This is a genomic window from Glaciihabitans sp. INWT7, from assembly GCF_014217685.1.
GTDB lineage: Bacteria > Actinomycetota > Actinomycetes > Actinomycetales > Microbacteriaceae > Lacisediminihabitans.
Genome location: NZ_CP043653.1, coordinates 1,930,512 through 1,947,597 on the forward strand (window position 1 = coordinate 1,930,512; position 17,086 = coordinate 1,947,597).

Annotated in this window: 17 protein-coding genes; 7 read left to right on the forward strand and 10 right to left on the reverse strand. The window is 67.8% G+C overall.

The genetic code is table 11. The features are described 5' to 3' along the window. Window positions 1-33 precede the first annotated feature (33 nt). Window positions 34-588: a hypothetical protein gene (locus tag F1C58_RS09355; protein ID WP_185200860.1), complete on the reverse strand. Its 555-nt coding sequence runs from the start codon at window positions 586-588 to the stop codon at window positions 34-36. Between the two features lie 411 nt (window positions 589-999). Between F1C58_RS09355 and F1C58_RS09360 the strand changes: the two genes are divergently transcribed. The 3 genes from F1C58_RS09360 (at window position 1,000) to F1C58_RS09370 (ending at window position 3,421) form a co-directional block, all read left to right on the forward strand. After that, window positions 1,000-1,365 carry a hypothetical protein gene (locus F1C58_RS09360; RefSeq protein WP_185200861.1) on the forward strand — a complete coding sequence of 122 codons (366 nt, stop codon included), beginning with the start codon at window positions 1,000-1,002 and terminating at the stop codon, window positions 1,363-1,365. A gap of 92 nt (window positions 1,366-1,457) precedes the next feature. Then, the gene (locus F1C58_RS09365; protein WP_370543640.1) at window positions 1,458-2,486 is read left to right on the forward strand and encodes an aromatic acid exporter family protein; all 1,029 of its coding nucleotides are present in this window, start codon (window positions 1,458-1,460) and stop codon (window positions 2,484-2,486) included. After that, entirely contained in the window at window positions 2,483-3,421 is a 939-nt protein-coding gene (locus F1C58_RS09370; RefSeq protein ID WP_185200863.1) for an alpha/beta fold hydrolase, read from the forward strand. The genes F1C58_RS09365 and F1C58_RS09370 overlap by 4 nt, the downstream gene beginning before the upstream one ends. Window positions 3,422-3,438: 17 nt before the next feature. Here the strand turns inward: F1C58_RS09370 and F1C58_RS09375 are convergent, their stop codons facing one another. Further along, entirely contained in the window at window positions 3,439-3,918 is a 480-nt protein-coding gene (locus F1C58_RS09375) for a hypothetical protein (protein ID WP_185200864.1), read from the reverse strand. Window positions 3,919-3,960: 42 nt separating this feature from the next. Between F1C58_RS09375 and F1C58_RS09380 the strand changes: the two genes are divergently transcribed. Next, window positions 3,961-4,938, forward strand: a complete 978-nt coding sequence (locus F1C58_RS09380) for an NAD(P)H-quinone oxidoreductase (RefSeq protein ID WP_185200865.1) — start codon at window positions 3,961-3,963, stop codon at window positions 4,936-4,938. 20 nt (window positions 4,939-4,958) lie between these two features. On the opposite strand, the gene F1C58_RS09385 is transcribed toward F1C58_RS09380, so the two are convergent. Continuing rightward, window positions 4,959-6,203 carry an allantoate amidohydrolase gene (locus tag F1C58_RS09385; RefSeq protein WP_185200866.1) on the reverse strand — a complete coding sequence of 415 codons (1,245 nt, stop codon included), beginning with the start codon at window positions 6,201-6,203 and terminating at the stop codon, window positions 4,959-4,961. A 52-nt stretch (window positions 6,204-6,255) separates the two neighbouring features. Between F1C58_RS09385 and F1C58_RS09390 the strand changes: the two genes are divergently transcribed. Continuing rightward, window positions 6,256-7,086 (forward strand): UbiA family prenyltransferase, encoded by an 831-nt coding sequence (locus F1C58_RS09390; protein WP_185200867.1) that lies wholly within the window; start codon window positions 6,256-6,258, stop codon window positions 7,084-7,086. Between the two features lie 35 nt (window positions 7,087-7,121). Here the strand turns inward: F1C58_RS09390 and F1C58_RS09395 are convergent, their stop codons facing one another. Genes F1C58_RS09395 through F1C58_RS09405 form a run of 3 tightly spaced genes read right to left on the reverse strand, consistent with a single transcriptional unit; the run spans window position 7,122 to window position 9,994 of the window. Next, entirely contained in the window at window positions 7,122-8,501 is a 1,380-nt protein-coding gene (locus tag F1C58_RS09395) for a DHA2 family efflux MFS transporter permease subunit (protein WP_185200868.1), read from the reverse strand. Between the two features lie 13 nt (window positions 8,502-8,514). Continuing rightward, complete coding sequence (locus tag F1C58_RS09400; RefSeq protein ID WP_185200869.1) at window positions 8,515-9,189, reverse strand: alpha/beta hydrolase; 675 nt, start codon at window positions 9,187-9,189, stop codon at window positions 8,515-8,517. Between the two features lie 10 nt (window positions 9,190-9,199). Beyond that, window positions 9,200-9,994 (reverse strand): alpha/beta fold hydrolase, encoded by a 795-nt coding sequence (locus F1C58_RS09405; protein WP_255461373.1) that lies wholly within the window; start codon window positions 9,992-9,994, stop codon window positions 9,200-9,202. Between the two features lie 93 nt (window positions 9,995-10,087). Here F1C58_RS09405 and F1C58_RS09410 point away from each other — a divergent pair, with 93 nt between their 5' ends. Further along, on the forward strand, window positions 10,088-11,317 hold the full coding sequence (locus tag F1C58_RS09410) for a PQQ-binding-like beta-propeller repeat protein (RefSeq protein WP_185200871.1): 1,230 nt from the start codon (window positions 10,088-10,090) through the stop codon (window positions 11,315-11,317). Between the two features lie 66 nt (window positions 11,318-11,383). Here the strand turns inward: F1C58_RS09410 and F1C58_RS09415 are convergent, their stop codons facing one another. Next, window positions 11,384-12,052, reverse strand: coding sequence for a hypothetical protein (locus F1C58_RS09415; RefSeq protein WP_185200872.1), 669 nt, complete (start codon window positions 12,050-12,052; stop codon window positions 11,384-11,386). A gap of 131 nt (window positions 12,053-12,183) precedes the next feature. Between F1C58_RS09415 and F1C58_RS09420 the strand changes: the two genes are divergently transcribed. Next, on the forward strand, window positions 12,184-12,843 hold the full coding sequence (locus tag F1C58_RS09420; RefSeq protein ID WP_185200873.1) for a peroxiredoxin-like family protein: 660 nt from the start codon (window positions 12,184-12,186) through the stop codon (window positions 12,841-12,843). On the opposite strand, the gene F1C58_RS09425 is transcribed toward F1C58_RS09420, so the two are convergent. The 3 genes from F1C58_RS09425 to F1C58_RS09435 are packed head-to-tail and all read right to left on the reverse strand — an operon-like array spanning window position 12,840 to window position 17,076. Next, on the reverse strand, window positions 12,840-13,592 hold the full coding sequence (locus tag F1C58_RS09425) for a tyrosine-protein phosphatase (protein WP_185200874.1): 753 nt from the start codon (window positions 13,590-13,592) through the stop codon (window positions 12,840-12,842). The two genes, F1C58_RS09420 and F1C58_RS09425, sit on opposite strands and share 4 nt — an antisense overlap. A 30-nt stretch (window positions 13,593-13,622) precedes the next feature. Continuing rightward, window positions 13,623-16,154 (reverse strand): RNA helicase, encoded by a 2,532-nt coding sequence (locus tag F1C58_RS09430; protein WP_185200875.1) that lies wholly within the window; start codon window positions 16,152-16,154, stop codon window positions 13,623-13,625. Beyond that, entirely contained in the window at window positions 16,147-17,076 is a 930-nt protein-coding gene (locus F1C58_RS09435; protein ID WP_185200876.1) for a nucleoside hydrolase, read from the reverse strand. The genes F1C58_RS09430 and F1C58_RS09435 overlap by 8 nt, the downstream gene beginning before the upstream one ends. Window positions 17,077-17,086 lie beyond the last annotated feature (10 nt).

Consider the following 17,086-nt stretch of genomic DNA (forward strand, 5'->3'; position numbering starts at 1 on the left):
CATCCCGCGCACCTGGCTGGGCCGACCGTGCTGTTAGTGGTGCGCGCCGGTGTCGCCCGAACCGCCACCGCTGCCACCACCGCCCGGCGAACCGCTCTTGCCGGAGCCTCCACTTCCCGAAGTGGAGCCCGATCCGCTGGTTCCCGAACCTGAATCGCCCAACCCGCCTGTGCCGCCAGAGGATGTGCCACCAGACACTTCCGTGCCGTGGCGGGAATCATCGGTACCGCTGTCACCGCTGCGGGTGTCACCGCTCGTGCTTTCTCCGTTGCCCTGGTCTTCGTCACCGGGGCCGTTTTGCGCACCCTCGTCGTCACCGCTGCGATCTGACCCGTCGTCGTCGACGTTGATCGGTGGCGCCGGAGCGACCGTCGTCGTGCCGCTCGGACCGTTCGACTTGTCGTCGGTCGCGGATGCGGTCGGAGACGGGTTCGAGTTGCCCGTCGTCACGGGGGCGATGCCCTGCACAACACCGGCGCGGTCCGCGACGGTGAGGCTGCCTGCGACCGCGGCAGCCCCGGCCGAACCGAGAGCAAACACTCCGAGGGTGACGACACCGGTCAGGACGATCTTTCGCGAGATGTTCATGCCGGTCTCCTTTCGCTCGTGCGTGTGTCCCGGGGCTGAGCACGGGACTGACTTTTGGTGCGCCTGCGAGGCTACCCGTACGACCTGACCAGTATGGATCGGGGGCATGAGATCCGCACGAGAAACGGATGAGAAGGCTCTCATCTTGTTCGAGTCCCGGCGACCCCTCCGGAGAGCGGAGTCGTGGTCTCGCCCGGTCGAGAATTCGGGGAGAAAAGCCCGTGATTCCGGGCAGCGCCGAGGGGATTATGTCCCGTGCCCCCAAATTGGGGCACATACCGGCTTGCCCCGCGAATGAGGGGCTGATACGGTCACTCTATCGATCCGATGTCCCCCTAAAGACGGACAGACCGATACACAGTTCATGTACCCGACATGAACCGTTCCTTACCCGAAAGGAACAGCCAGCACATGAATGCTGCGCTTGCTGCCGCGCCCGCGGCGACCGATGCGATTACCCTGCCACTAGTGCTCACTGTCGCTTGTGCGACAGTCGCCCTCGTGGCCATCGCCGTTTTTGTGAGGCGCTCGCGCCTCGCGGGACGGCTGACCGGAGTGACCGCGGCAGCAAGCGGAGTTTCAGCGGCCGGCATCCTCGCGAGCGCACTGCTCGTGAGTGTCGCGCTCGGCGGATCTACAGTCGCGTCGGCTGACACCGTCTCCGGAACCGGCATCCCCCAGCCGGGTTTTACGGATTCGTCTGTCACCGTCGTGTCCCCCACTGTTGGTCCGCCGACCAGCGACGATCTCAGCGGCCCCCAGCTGCCCACCGAGTAGGTCTCCCCTCGCAATCGCGGTGTGCCCTGGGCTGACGCCGATGATCGCACTGGTGAGACTCCGCCTCCGGATACTCTGGGGGGATGCGACTGATGGCCTCGCTGCGCGCCTCGTCACGCAGTCCACTGCTCCAGGTGCTCAAGACCTCCGTCGCCGCGATCATCGCCTGGCTCATCTGCACGGTGACGCTGGGACAGCCGCTTCCGATCTTCGCCGCGATCGCGGCGCTCCTGGTGGTTCAGCCCAGTGTGAACCAGTCTCTCGCCAAGGGGATCGAACGCAGTGTCGGGGTGATCTTCGGGGTCGTCCTAACCTACGCCGCCGGCATCCTCTTCGGGCACTCCAGTTGGATCGTTCTCGGGATCATCGTCGTCTCGCTCCTGGTCGCCTGGGCCCTCCGGCTGTCGCCCGGCTCGGCGAACCAGATCCCGATCAGTGCGATGCTGGTGATCGCCATCGGTACCAACACACCCGGATACGCGGTCAATCGGGTGATCGAGACGGTGATCGGCGCGATCGTCGGATTGGCGGTGAATGCGATCATCGTGCCGCCGGTGCTTCTCACCCCCGCCCACGGAGCGGTCGTCAGACTGGCCGAGAGAGTCGCGGACACTCTCTCCTCCTTCGCAACGGCCCTGCGGACTCCGCAAAGCGCACAGGAGCTCGCGGCGATGCTGGCCGCGGCGCGCCAGCTGCCGGCTCTGCGCAATTCGGCGACGGATGCTCTGGTGCGCGCGGACGAATCCCTGATGCTCAATCCGCGACGGGCGCGGTATCGCGAGGCTCTGGAGCGCGATCGTGACCTTCTCGACACTCTGGGAATCCTCGTGACCCGGGTGACGGGCATGGCCAGAGCCCTTCACGACAACTACGACACGGGCCTGGCCGACGATCGGTTCGTCGGCTCGATCGCGCTCGAGCTCGACCGGGCGGCCCACGACCTGCGCCTTCTCGCGCGGGACTCGCCGAGCACGGAGCCGACGCCGATCACGGCCGAACTCCCCGCGCTCACCGCACCGCTGACGATCGCTCTGCCGGATCCCGACAACTGGATCCTGGTCGGGTCGCTGCTCGAAGACCTGCGCCGGGTGCGCGAGGTCATCATCGGGGAGGTCGCATGAGCATCGTCACTGTCGAGAACTACGCGCCGTTCGAACTCCTCTCGGATCCCGCTGCGCTCGGGCTCGCCACCACGACCGTCTCGAGCCCACTCGGAACCTGCGTCGCCCGACATCCGGCGCGCCGCACCTCGACGCGCGCCACGCTGTTTCTGCACGGGGCCGCCGGGTCGTGGACCACCTGGACCCCGCTGCTGCAGGCGGCGGTCGCCGATCGGATCGACCTCGGCGACATCGTGGTCTTCGACCTGCCGGGCTGGGGCGACGCGTCCCTCGCGGAGGGCTCTGTCGACGACCCGGTGTTCGCGATCTGTTCGCTCGTCAAGGACATGGCCGAGGAACTCGGTTACACGGAATGGGACATCGTGGGCCATTCCCTCGGTGGATTCATCGCCCTCCACATGGCTTCGATCTGGCCACAGGCCGTGCTCTCGGTGGGGATGGTCTCCGGCACGACATTCTCGATCATCCATTCCGTCGAGCATCCGGTGCGGCGTTTCGGTGAGCTCCCGGGATTCACGATGCTGTGGCGCGTCATGCAGTTTCTCGCCCTTCTCGGTCGTGCGGGGCCGGCGCTCGTGCGTGGAATCGGCGGGATCGGGCTGCTGCGGCCCGCCACTTTTCCGCTCTTCCGGCACTGGCGGGCGGTACCGCGATCGCAGGGGCACGCTCTTGCCATCGAGATCCGTCCGAGGTCATTCGCGACAGCCGCCGCCGTGACGAGGGGATACGACGCGGATTCGCTCTGGTCACGGATCGAGTGCCCGGTGCGCGCGACCAAGGGCGACCGTGACGTGTTCGTCACCCAGGAGGACCTCGACCATCTCGGGCGGCTGCTGCCGTCGAGCCTGCGAACGGTCATCCCGGACTGTGGCCATTTCGGTGCGGTCGAACGCCCGCGGGCGGTGCTGAGCGCTCTCGGCTATACCGAGGACTGAGGGCGCACGCCGGCGGGTCAGTCGGCGAGTTCGAGCCAGGTGAGGCTCGCGAATTCCTCGTGCGTGAGGCCGAGAGACTCCGACAGCCCCGCGACCTCGGTGCGGAATGCCAGTGAGTCAGTGCCCTCCCGCAGGACGACATCGACTCCGGCGGGGCTCAGTAACGACTTCGCGAAGCGGATCACCAGGATGTTCGAGTCCTCGGTCACTCCAGCGACAGCCCAGCGGCTGGTCACGAACCGGAGCAGCCCCGCCCCGCGCCAGACGAAGCCGTCGTGGCGCATCCGGTCGACGCCGACGATGGTCTTCTCCACCCCGTCCACGCTGGTGTAGCCGACCACGTCATCCAGCACGAGTGGATCGGCAGTCTTCAGGTCGTAGCGGAAATGCGGCCGGAGACGGTCACCGCGCAGCCACATGGGGAAGTTGGTGGCACCGACGCGCCAGGTGCCCGGAAGCAGCGCGGCGAGAGCGGCGGCATCCGGTGCGAGTGGCATGACCTCCAACCTAGTTGCAGCGGCTGGGCGTAGCGTTCAGGAATGCACGCGATCACTGTCCCCAGTCCCGGGGGTGTCGACGCCCTCGTCTACACCCGACTCCCCGATGTCGTCGCCGGCACGGGAGAGGTCGTGATCGAGGTCGCCGCCGCCGGTGTCAACCGCGCCGACATCGGCCAACGCGAGGGCAATTATCCGCCGCCGGAGGGCGCCTCCCCGCTGCCCGGAATGGAGGTCTCCGGCACCATCAGATCGCTCGGGCACGGCGTGAGCGGCTGGGCGGTGGGCGACCGGGTGTGCGCCCTGTTGCCCGGCGGGGGCTACGCCTCCCTCGCGGTGGCCGCGGCGGGCCAACTGCTGCCCGTGCCCGACTCCCTCGATCTGGTGGATGCCGCGGGACTCCCCGAGGCGATCGCGACGGTGTGGTCGAACGTGTTCCTCACCGCCGGACTGCGATCGGGAGAGACCCTTCTCGTGCACGGGGGGTCGAGCGGCATCGGCACGATCGCCATCCAGCTCGCCCGCGCATTCGGCTGCCTCGTCGCCGTGACCGCAGGAAGCCCGGCCAAGCTGGCGGCCTGCGAACGTCTCGGCGCGGAGATCCTGATCGATTACCGCAAGACGGATTTCGCGGAGGAGCTGTCGGCGGCCACCGGGGGTGCGGGGGTGGATGTGATCCTCGACTCGATCGGCGGGGGCTACCTCGACCGCAACCTCCGCTCGCTCGCCCCGCACGGCCGACTGGTCAACATCGCGAACCTCAGCGGCGAGGGCGGCGACCTGGACTTCGGACTCATGATGCGACGCTGGCTGTCGATCCACGGATCGACGCTGCGCGCGCGCAGCGTTGAAGAGAAGGACGAGATCCTGGCGAGCGTGCGGGAGAACGTCTGGCCCCTCGTGGAGAACGGCCAGATCGTCCCCGTCATCGACAGCAGGTTCGCCCTCGCGGATGCCGGCTCTGCGCACGAGCGGATGGAATCCTCCGGCCACATCGGCAAGCTGTTGCTTCTGCCGTAGCCCAGAGCGCGACCGGTCCCTCAGTCCCGGGTGAGAAGCGCCTCCAGCGCGTCGGCGAGCGCGATCGACCCCGCTTCCGCGTCATCCGCCTCCACGTGTTCCTCCGGCGAGTGGGATACGCCGGTCGGATTGCGCACGAAGAGCATCGCCGCCTCGACCCGCGCGCCGAGAACGCCGGCATCGTGGCCCGCCCCGGTGTCGAGAAGTGGGCTGTCCGGGAGGAGGCCTTCGAGCCGGTCACGGAGCCCGGTCGGGAACTCCACGGTGCCGCTCAGCGACTCCTCGACCACGCGCACCGAGCAGCCCTCCTCGGCGGCCAGGCGCTCTGCCTCCCCCGTGATGCGCTGCACCACCGCCGCCGTGATGTGGTCCTGCGGGTGCCGCACATCCAGCCACAGGTCGACAGTGGACGCGATCACGTTCGTGCCCCCGGGCATCGGATTCAGCCGCCCGACGGTCGCCCGGGCATCCGGATGCGCGAGAGCCGCCTCGCGCACGGCGACGACGATCTGCGCCGCGGCGAGCATCGGATCTCGCCGGTCCGCCATCAGAGTGCTCCCCGCGTGGTTGCCCTGCCCGCTGACGGTGATGCGCCAGCGCCCGTGACCGAGGATCGATCGCGCGATCCCCACGGGCCGGCCCAGATCGATCAAACCCCGGCCCTGCTCGACGTGCAGCTCGAGAAAAGTCCCGATGGTCGCGAGAGTACCGTCATCCTGTCCGAGGAATCGGGGATCCAGTCCCCCCGCTGTCGCGACCTCTGCGAAGGTCGCTCCGCCCTCATCACGCAGCGACCGTGCCCGGTCGGCATCGATCGCCCCGGTGAGCAGGCGCGATCCGAGACAGGCCACGCCGAAGCGGGAACCCTCCTCCTCCGGGAACACCGCGATCGCGAGTGGACGACGGGGCACGACCCCACGCTCGTGCAGGCGGTCGATCGCAACGAGCGCCGAACAGATGCCGAGGGGCCCGTCGAAGGCCCCTCCCCCGGGCACCGAGTCGAGGTGGCTGCCGGTGACGACGGCATCGCCGGCGGAGAGCTCGCCCATCGACGCCCAGGTGATGCCGTTGAGGTCGGTGTGCACGTCGAGGCCGCGTCGTGAAGCCTGCTCCGTGAACCAGCCCGTGAGATCACGCTCCGCCGCCGAGAACACCGGGCGGGAGTATCCGCCGCGCTGGTGGTCACGCCCGACATCGGCGATCTGTGCGAGAAGCCCGGTGACCGTGTCGGTGCGTATGGAGTCGAGACGCGGTGACTCTGGCATGTTCCCCACGATAGTGCGGGCCCCCGCATCCCGGCGCAAGTAGCATGAGCGGATGCCCCGAACTGCCGCCGCGCTGGCCCTCTCGAGCCACCCCGGGCCAAGCCTCGCGGTCAGCGCCGTTTCCGCGGTGCTGGGCATCGCGGTCGGGCTCGATCCCCTTCACGTGGCGATGCTCGGCGTGGCGGTCCTGCTCGGACAGCTCTCGGTGGGACTCTCCAACGACTGGATCGACGCCGCGCGGGATCGCGCGGTCGGTCGCACCGACAAGCCCGTCGCCGCCGGGCTGGTCGGCGTCGGCACCGTGCGCACGGCATCGTTCGTCACCGCGGCCTTGGCGATCCTGCTCACCCTCACGCTCGGCGTGCCGGCCACGCTCGCTCACACGGTCTTCATCGTCTCAGCCTGGACGTACAACCTCGGTCTCAAGAAGACACCGGTATCGGTGCTCCCCTACATCCTGAGCTTCGGGCTGCTGCCGATGGTCGCCACGCTGTCGCGCCCCGTGCCCGCTGTCGCCGCGGGCTGGGCGATCGCCCTCGGTTCGCTCCTCGGCGTCGCAGCGCACTTCGCCAATGTGTTGCCCGATCTCGACGACGACGCGCGCACGGGAGTCGCCGGGCTGCCGCATCGCGTCGGCCGCGCGGCATCCGGGATCGTGATCTGGGGATCCCTCGCCGCCGGAGGGATCGTTGCGTTTTTCGGACCGACGGGCGACAAGACCCCGCTGCAGTGGGTCGGGCTGGCGCTCACCCTCCTGCTCGCCGTTTCGATCGCCGTCGGGCTGCGCCGACCGCCGACCCGGCTGCTGTTCCAGCTGATCATCGCCGCCGCCCTCGTGAACGTCGTGCTGCTCTCGTTCAGCGGATCCCGGTTACTCGCCTGACCCGTGCTCGACGCGGCACTCTGGCGGGCATGGAGTCAGTCGGCGACGGCGTTATCGACCAGCGGTGCCTCCTGCACGGAGTTGCGGATGCCGATCCACGAGGTCACCCCGCCGAGCAGCAGCAGCACGGCCGTGACCAGCACGCCGCGCTGGAAGCCGGCGACGCCGAGTTGGGGCCCGACGATGAGCGCCACGAAGGCGATCGCGATGAGGCCGGCAACCCTCGACACGGCGTTGTTGATCGCGGACCCGATCCCGGCCTGGCGCTGATCGATCGCCCCGAGGATCGCGCTGGTGAGGGGGGCGACCGTGATCGTCATCCCGAATCCGAAGAGGATGACCCCGGGCAGGATCTGCGTCCAGTAGTCGGGGTGCGCGCCAGTGAAGGCGAAGAGGAAGAAGCCCACAGCGGTGACTATCGGGCCGATGGTCATGAACGCTCGCGGGCCGTACTTGCCGGCCAGGGCACCGATCCGACCGGAGAGCAGGATGCTGATGATGGTCACCGGAAGGGTGGAGAGTCCGGCGAGTGTCGCCGGATACCCGGCGACCTGCTGCAGGAAGACCGCGAGCAGGAATCCCCCGAGCGAGATGGCCGCGTAGACGAAGGTGGTGGTCAGGTTGCCCCAGGCGAAATTGCGCACGCGGAACAGCGCGAGCGGCACCATCGGCTGTTTCGCCACTTGCTCTCGGCGGAGGAAGGCGACGAACGCGATGATGCCGAGGCCCATGCTGAGGAAGATGAGGGGACTTCCCCAGCCGTAGTTGCCCTGCTCGATGAGGGCGAACACCGGCAGCCCGACCCCGAGCACACCGAGCACGGCGCCGGGATAGTCGATGGCGACATCCTTCTGCCGCTCGTCCTTCTGCTTGAGCACCGCGAGCAGGTACAGCGTCACCACGATCGGGAGCACGTTGATCGCGAAGACCAACCGCCAGCTCGCCAGATCGACGAAGAGCCCGCCGAGCAGCGGGCCGAGGATGAACGCCGCGCTGGTGAAGCCGGTCCACTGCCCGATCGCCTTGGCTTGGGCCGGGCCGCGGAAGTTGGAGAGGATGATCGCGAGCGAGCTCGGCACGAGCAGCGCTCCGGCGATCCCCTGCACTCCGCGCGCGATGATGAGGATCTCGGCGGCGGGGGCGAGAGCGCAGAGCAACGAGGCAGCGCCGAAGCCGATGAGTCCGGTGCGCAGCACGACGATGCGTCCATAGACATCCGACAGCGAGCCGGCGACGAGGATCAGCGATCCGAGGGTGATGAGGTAGGCATCGACCACCCACTGCTGCGTGGTGATGCCACCCCCGAGGTCCCTGGTGATGGCCGGGAGCGCGACGTTGATGACCGAGCCGTCGAGAAAGGCGACGAACGAGGCGAGTACCGCGATGGCGAGTACGAGTTTCTGGTGCTTCTCCATTGCCGCCATTCTTCTACCCCCGCGCGGAGATGGCACCCTCTACTTCGGTGAACAGTGCCGGCGAGCTCAGCGGGCGGAAGTGTCCCACGATGGGAAGGCGGATATTCGTCGCACCGGCGAGCGCGCTTCCCTCGGGGATCAGCGGGTCGAGCCGGCTGTAGATGGAGGTGATGCGCGCATTGGCCTCGAGGTTCGCGGCCAGGGTCATCACAGTCTTGTCGCGGGGGGAGAACGCGCGCAGGGTGCGCACCGGCGCCCAGTTGGCCAGGGTGGAGCCGCCGAAGGGCGAGTTGATCGCGACGAGGGTGTCGATGCGGCCCGCTCGGTCATCCGTCACCATCATGTGCTTGGCGATGAGGCCCCCTTTGCTGTGGGCGACGATGGCCACTCGGGTGAGATCGCGCTCGTCGAGGTAGCGCTGGGCCAGCTCCGCCGAGGCGGCGATGGTGAGCCGGTTGTATCCGAGTGCCGGAAGGGTGTGGATCGGGTGCCCGAGGGCGTTGAGCCGGTCGGCCACCGGCCTCAGGAACTGCCAGGTCTCGTACACTCCGGGGAGCAGCAGCACGGGAGCGAGCGCCCCGCGATCGTAGCGCGGGCTCGGAACGCGGCCGACGACGTGTCTCGTCTGCTCCCGCATCTGGTAGAGCCGGTCGGCGACGGCGGCTCCGGCATCCCTTGCGCTGATCACAGCCGACTCCTCATTCGGAGTGTTCCGTGATGAGGGACGCGATCCGCACCGGGTCGGAGTGCATCACGATATGCGGTCCCGCGACATCGGCGTAGGTTCCGTGGGGCAGCAGTTCGGCCACCCGCTCGGCCCATGGCCGCGGGACAATCGGATCGCGATCCCCCCGCAGCACGAGTGTCCGCGCCTCGATCTCGGGAAGGCGGTCTTCCATGTGATCACCCACCAGGTGTTTGAACTGGGCGAAGAAGTACGGGATGCCGCACCGCACCAAGTAGTCGGTGAGCACGATGAGGTTGGAGCGCAGCGACTCCCGGGGGATATCGCGCAGCAGTGCCATCGCCTCCGTGCTGAAGCGTCGGTCCGGCGGGTTGACTGTCGGCGCGATGAGCACGAGACGATCGGTCACCTCGGGAGAGTCGAACACCAGTTGCGAGACCACCTGGGTACCCATCGAATGCCCGACCAGCACGGGATTCACGATGCCCGCCTGCTGCAGGAAGGTGCCGAGCACCTTGGCGTGCAGGGCGATCGAGACATCGCGCTTCGGATCCGGGGCGGAGCCGTACCCGGCGAGATCGATGAGGAAGACCTCGCCGCTCTTGGCCAGCTGCTCGGCAAGAGGATGGAAATATCGAGAGGAGACGCCGATGCCGTGCACGAGAACGAACGGTCGTCTGCCCGGCGAATCGATCGAGCCGGGGAAGCGTCTGATCGCGACGGCGAGGTCGTCGTAGAGCGGGCGGCTCGAGTAGTAGGTGACGCCGTGCCGGTGCCGCCGCCGTTCGCCGGTGCGGAGGTCATTCATGGTCACACAATCGACTCTACGCGGCGCGCATCCGTCATCGAACTGTAAGACGCATCCGGCTCCGCCACGCGCCACGCGTCGTAGGTTCGCTGCATGACCCGTGCACAGAGCATCGCGACGCTGCGTCTATCGGCGGGGGTGCTCGTCGTGGGCGTGCTGCTGACGGGATGCACGGCAACGGGAACAGGCGCCGGATCAGGAGGCGCGGCGGGTGGCCTGAGCGGCGTCGGGCGGCTCCCGGCACCGGCGAGCGCTTGGCCCTCGGCGCAGTTCGATGCCCGTCACTCCTCCGCGACGACCGCGACCGGGCCACAGACAGCGAACCTCCGCTGGTTGAGGGACCTCGGAGGATCGGTGACGCCGGGGCCGGTGATCGGAGTGGATGGCAGCATCCTCGCGGCCACGAACGCGGGAGTGCTGCACGCCCTCGACCCCGAAACCGGGGAGGACCGCTGGGTCTTCGATGGCGGCTCCGGCTACGGAAGCGACCTGTCGACCAGCCCAGCAGTGCTCGGTGACGGCATCATCCTCTGGCCGGGGCCCCGCTCCGCCCTGTTCGCCCTCGATCGGTCTGGACGGCCGATCTGGACGGAGAAGTTCGCGGGCGACGTTCTCTCGCCGGCGATCGCCGGTCGCAACCGGGTCTACGTGGCCGACCTCACCGGTCACCTCGCGGCTCTCGAGGTCACCGCGACGGGGCATCGCAGGGTATGGACCCTCGATCTCGGTGGCGTCGACTACGCGAGCCCCTCCGTCGGCGCGGATGGCACCATCTATACCGCCATCGAAAAGCAGCTCATCGCCGTTCGAGACACCGGCGTTGCGGGAGTCATCCGCTGGCGATTCGAGACGACGAAGCGCATCGAGGTCTCCAGCGCGGTGAGCGAGTCGGGAATCGTGGTGCTCGGCACCAACAACGATCACGAATACGGCGTGCGCAGCGACGGCAGTCGAGCCTGGCAGCTGCCGATCCACGACTACACCTACTCTTCGTCGACGGTACGGCCGGACGGTACTGCGTACTTCGCCGACAACTCCGGGCGCGTGCGCACCGTCGACTCCTCGACCGGTCGGGTCATCCGCACGATCGCCCCGGTCGCGCCGGCGAAGGAACACGCCTGGACCTCGATAGTGGTCGATGCACGAGCCGACACCTACTGGGGGTCGATGACCGGCACCGTCTACGGCTACGACGGGAACGGGAATCGTCTCTTCGCTCTCGCCGTCGACTCCGGGGTCTCGAGCTATCCCGCGCTCGGAGCGGACGGCACTCTCTATGTGGGAACCGTCGGCGGCCTGCTTTATGCGATCGGTGCCTCCTGACCGACGCACACACGACGAAGGGCCCACCGCGGGTGCGGTGAGCCCTTCGCGTGAGGTGCTGAGCCGTTACTTGATCTGCGCCGTGATGGTGGCGATGCCCACGAGGAGGCCGCCCTTGACGGCGTCGGTCGAGAAGACCTTGTCGAGCAGGCCGGCGGCGGTGTCCGAGATGTGCACTGTCGTGCCGGTGAGGATGGCGTTGTCACCCTCGAGCTGGAGCGGCTTCAGGGTTCCACCGTGCAGGTCGAACAGCGGGGCCTGGACGGCGGCAACGGTTCCGTTGACGTCGACGTCGCCGTAGAGCTGCGAGTTGCCCGGGTTGATCGTGAAGTTGGAGAGGCCGACGACGGTGGATCCCGCGGTGAGCGAGAGGCCGGATCCGTCGTGCTCGATGATGCCCTGCACGTAGGGACGGTAGTTGCTCTTCGGCGACCAGTAGACGACGCTTCCGCCCGTGATCGGGAAGTGCACCGAGCCGTCGGTGAGGGTTCCCGTGCCGGTGACGCCGGGCGTGAGGCCGAGCGAGGTGAGAGCCGAGGCGAAGCCGGCGTCGAGCAGCACGGCGGTGTCGCCGCCCTTGAGTGCCGGAACGGCGGCGGCCGGGGCCGGGATGGCGGAGGAGGACTTCGCCTTGATCTCGGGAGCGGCGTTGGCGGTGGAGCTGACGCCGGCGACGCCGGCGACGAGGAGGCCCGCGGTAGCGATTCCGATGGCGGCCTTGGTGAAACTGCGCATGATCTTAACCTTTTCTGACGGTGGACTGGGAGAACAACTGGTTGCATCTGGTTCGGTGTGCCGCCCCAAAGGGTTTGCTCCCCCGCGAGAACGTAAGCTCGGGGGCATCCCGATCAGTGAAAGCAGGAACCATGTCTCCGGCGACCATCAGTCAGGAAGCGGATGAATTCACTGTCGGCTTCGACCGGCGGATCGGCGATCGCCTGGCTACCGTCTTCGCGACCGACCGCGCCCGTTCGCGGTCCGAAGGAGTGCCGGCAGTCTCGGTGACTCTCGGCGCGAACCTCCCCAATGCGCCGCTGCTCGACCGGGACGGATTGCCGGCCTCGCTCTATGACGCCCTCGGATCGGATTCCGCGGTCATCGTGTTCTATCGGGGTGCCTGGTGCCCGTACTGCACGCTCGCCCTTGCCCACTATCAGCGGGAGTTGTTGCCCCCACTGCTCGAGCGTGGCATCGGTCTTGTCGCCATCAGCCCGCAGAAGGCGAGCTCCTCGCAGCTTTCGATCGCGAAAGGCGCCCTCGATTTCACCGTGCTCTCGGACCCCTCGAACTACCTCGCGACGGCCCTGGGCATCCTCACCGAACCGAGCGCGCCGGTGCGTTCAGCCCACTTCGAACTCGGATTCGACGTCGCTGACAGCAATGCGGATGCCACCGCCGGAATCCCCTTCCCCACCGTCATCGTCGTCGATGCCGGACGCATCGTGCGTTTCGCCGATGTGCAGGTGGACTACACCCGGCGCACCGAGGTATCGGCGATCCTCGCGGCGGTCGACGCGCTGGACTAGAGGAGACGCTGTCGAAGCAAGTCGATCTCGCCGGAGCTGAGGCCGCTCGCTCGGAGGTACGACTCGACGTCGAGTGACTCGAGCCAGGCGAGAAGAGCGGATCGGCGGCTTGCGATGCGCTCCTCCATCACCGCTGCGGAGTGGGCCTTCTCCTCGGTGAGGCCCGGCTCTCTCCCGAGCCCGGCGTTGAAGCGGACTGCCGCGTCGACATAGTCATCCGCGATCGCTTCCGGTATGACCCCCACCACGCTCAGAAGTATCGCCATCACCATCCCGGTGCGGTCGCGACCAGCGGCACAGTGCACGAGGACCGCGCCCTCGGCCGCGGCGATCGCTCGGAAAACCTCTGCGAACTTCCGCGGGTACAGCCGGATGTTGTCGGCGTAGGAGAGCGGATGGTCGAGCAACGCACCGCAGAGCGCCAGGAATTGCGGGTCGGTCGGATCCTCGGTCGGACAGGAGACGCACCTGATCCCCTCCGGCACCACCGCAGATCCGGCCGCCGCTCCTGTCGCCGGCACAGTCCCCTCGCTCGTACTCTCCCCCGGATTACGCAGATCGACCACGGTGGTCACCCCGGCGGCTCGAGCAGCACGCCAGCCCTCCGGCGTGAGATAGTCCGGGCGCGCCGAGCGGAATACCCGCCCGGATCGGGTGACTCCGCCGCTCCGGAGGGGAAGGCCGCCCACGTCCGCGAGGTTGAAGGATCCCGGCCAATACGGGCGTCCGGCTGTGGGGAGAGTGGTCATGGGTGTCGATCCTCGCTTACTCGATCGAGCTCAGAGCATGCCGACCGCGGTCACCCGCACCACGGCGACGCCGGCGGCGTTCGACTCCGCGAGGTCGACGGTGGCCGAGATGCCCCAGTCATGATCTCCGGCCGGATCGTCGAAGATCTGGCGCACGGTCCACGCGGTCGACCCCTCCTCCACAATGAGCATGGCTGAGCTGCGGGCATCCCCACCGGTGCCGAGGTGGTCGTGGGCGTCGAAATAGGCGTCCATGGCATCCCCCCACGCGTCGGCATCGAAGCCGGCCGCGGCATCCAGCTCCCCCAGCTGGTCGCAATCCTCGAGTGCGGCGAGCTGCACCCGGCGGAACAGCTCGTTGCGCACCAGGATGCGGAAGGCACGGATGTTCGTGGTCACGCCCTTCGGGGCGGGCGGCAGCACCGGGGCGGAGGCATCGATCGCGGCCGCCGGGTTGATGAGCTGCTCCCACTCATCGAGAAGGCTCGAGTCGACCTGGCGCACCAGTTCGCCGAGCCACTCGATCAGGTCGAGAAGCTCTTCGGTCTTCGCATCGTCCGGAATGGTCTGCCGTGCCGCCTTGTACGCATCGGACAGGTAGCGCAACACGAGCCCCTCGGAGCGGTTGAGCTTGTAGAAGCCGATGTAGTCGTTGAATGTCATCGCTCGTTCGTAGAGGTCCCGCACCACCGACTTGGGGCTCAGCTCGAAGTCGCCGACCCAGGGCTGCGAGGCGCGGTAGGTCTGGAACGCCGCATCCAGAAGTTCTTCGAGCGGTTTGGGCCAGGTGATCTGCTCGAGCAACTCCATGCGCTGGTCGTATTCGATGCCCTCGCTCTTCATGGCCGCCACGGCCTCGCCACGCGCCATGAACTGCTGGGCCGAGAGAATCGGGCGCGGATCATCCAGGGTCGCCTCGAGCACGGAGATCAGGTCGAGCGCATACGTCGGCGAGCTCTGCACCGCCCCCTCCGCGGGCTGCAGTAGGTCGAACACCGCAAGGGCGAAGGGCGACAGCGGCTGGTTGAGGGCGAAATTCTGCTGCAGGTCCACGGTGAGGCTGATGGAACCGGTGGCGCTCTGCTGCACGATCTCCGCGGTGCGCAGCGTGCGGTAGATGGCGAGCGCCTGTCTCGCCAGCTCTCGCTGCCGGGGCCGCGGCTCGTGGTTGTTCTCGATCAGCTCTCTCAGCTCGTCGAAGGGCTTCCCCCCGCGCCCGATCACATTGAGCACCATCGAATGACTCACCTGCATGCTCGAGGTGAGGGTCTCCGGCTGGGCGGCGACGAGCCGGGCGAAACTGGGCTCCCCCCAGGAGACGAACCCATCCGGCGCCCGTTTACGCACGATCTTCTTGATCTTCTTCGGATCGTCTCCCGCCTTCGCGAGGAGCCTGGCGTTCTCGGTCTCGTGGTCCGGGGCCTGCACGATGACGGTGCCGGCGGTGTCGAAGCCGGCTCGACCGGCGCGACCGGCGATCTGGTGGAACTCCCGGGCGCTCAGCTGGCGCATCTTCGTGCCATCGAACTTGGTGAGCGCGGTGAGCAGAACGGTGCGGATCGGCACGTTGATGCCCACCCCGAGCGTGTCCGTGCCGCAGATCACCTTGAGCAGGCTCTGCTGCGCGAGCTGCTCGACGAGCCGTCGGTATTTCGGCAGCATCCCGGCGTGATGCACCCCGATCCCCGAGCGGATGAGGCGGCTGAGGGTGCGCCCGAAGTTGGTGGTGAAGCGGAAGTCGCCGATGGCATCCGCGATCTCGTCCCGCTGCTCACGGGACGCGATCTTGACGCTGGTGAGCGCCTGTGCCCTCTCGAGGGCGGCGAGCTGCGAGAAATGCACGATGTAGACCGGTGCCTGGCCCGTGGCGAGCAGGTCCTCGACCGTCTCGTGCACTGGCGTCGTGGCGTAGGAGAAGTGCAGGGGCACCGGGCGGTCGACACCGGCGACCACCGCGGTCTCGCGGCTGTTGCGCTTCGACAGGTCTGTCGCCAGCCACTCGACATCCCCCAATGTCGCCGACATCAGGATGAACTGCACGCCAGGCAGGGTGAGGAGCGGTACCTGCCAGGCCCAGCCGCGTTCCGGATCGGAGTAGAAGTGGAACTCGTCCATCACCACCTGGTCGACCGGCGCATCCGTGCCCTCTCGCAGGGCGAGATTCGCCAGGATCTCGGCGGTGCAGCAGATGATCGGAGCCTCGGCGTTGACGCTCGAGTCCCCCGTGACCATTCCGACGTTCTCCGCTCCGAAGATGTCGACCAGGGCGAAGAACTTCTCCGACACGAGGGCCTTGATCGGGGCGGTGTAGAACGTGCGCTGCCCCTGCGCGAGCGCCGCGAAGTGTGCCCCGATCGCGACGAGGGACTTGCCGGTGCCGGTCGGGGTGCTGAGGATGAGGTTGGCGCCGGAGACGATCTCGATGAGGGCTTCGTCCTGCGCGGGATAGAGACTCAGGCCTCGCCCGACGGCCCACTCCACGAACTGTTCGTAGACGGCATCCGGATCGTAGGGGCCCGTCGCGCGGATCGTCTGCAGCCGGTCGAGGAGGAGATCAGGCATGCTGCCCCGCGACGATCGCATAGACGTGCTCGACGTAGGACCAGAAGCCCGCGACATCGAGGGTGACCGGCACCAACGCATTGGGAAACGGCGAATCGAAGTCGACGACCGTCATTCCACTGGTGAACTCGCCACGGGTCTCCACTGTCACCAGCGCCGGTCGCGAGGAGAAGAGGTCCGGACGCACGACGTGGGCGACCGCGCAGACGTCGTGCACGGCCTGGCCGTCCCAGTCGCTGTTGTTCGCGTCAACCCAGAACGTGGCGAGGGGCAGGATGAGCTCGTGCGCGAGAGTACCGAGCCGGCCAAGCCGCTCGACCACAGCGCTGTTGGCCTGCGCCTGGAGGGTGAGGTCGAGGCCGACCATCACCACCTGCCAGTCCGCGTCGAAGACGATCCGGGCGGCCTCGGGATCGGCATAGATGTTGAATTCGGCCGCGGGAGTGGCGTTGCCGCGGGTGAAGGATCCGCCCATGATCGTGAAGGAGGCCACCCAGCGGGCGATCCCCGGTTCCTGCTGGAGGGCGAGGGCGATGTTGGTGAGCGGGCCGGTGGCAACGAGATGGATGGCACCGGGAGCCGCACGAATCGTTTCGACGAGAAAGTCAACGGCAGGACGCGGGTCCACCGCCAGGGTGGGCTCGGGCAACACGGCGGCGCCGAGCCCCGACTCTCCGTGCACGTGGCTCGCGTCGCGGGTCTCCCCGCTCAGGGGCCGTGCAGCACCCGCGGCCACCGGCACGGTCTCGAATCGCAGGTACTCGCGGAGGGCGAGGGCGTTGCGGGTCGTGCGGGACAACCCGACATTGCCGCCGACGGTCGTGACCCCGACCAGGTCGATGTTCGGATCCCCGTGCGCGAGCAGCAGGGCGCGAGCATCGTCGAGGCCCGGGTCGCAGTCGAGCAAGATCTTCTTGGGCATGGGTCAACCG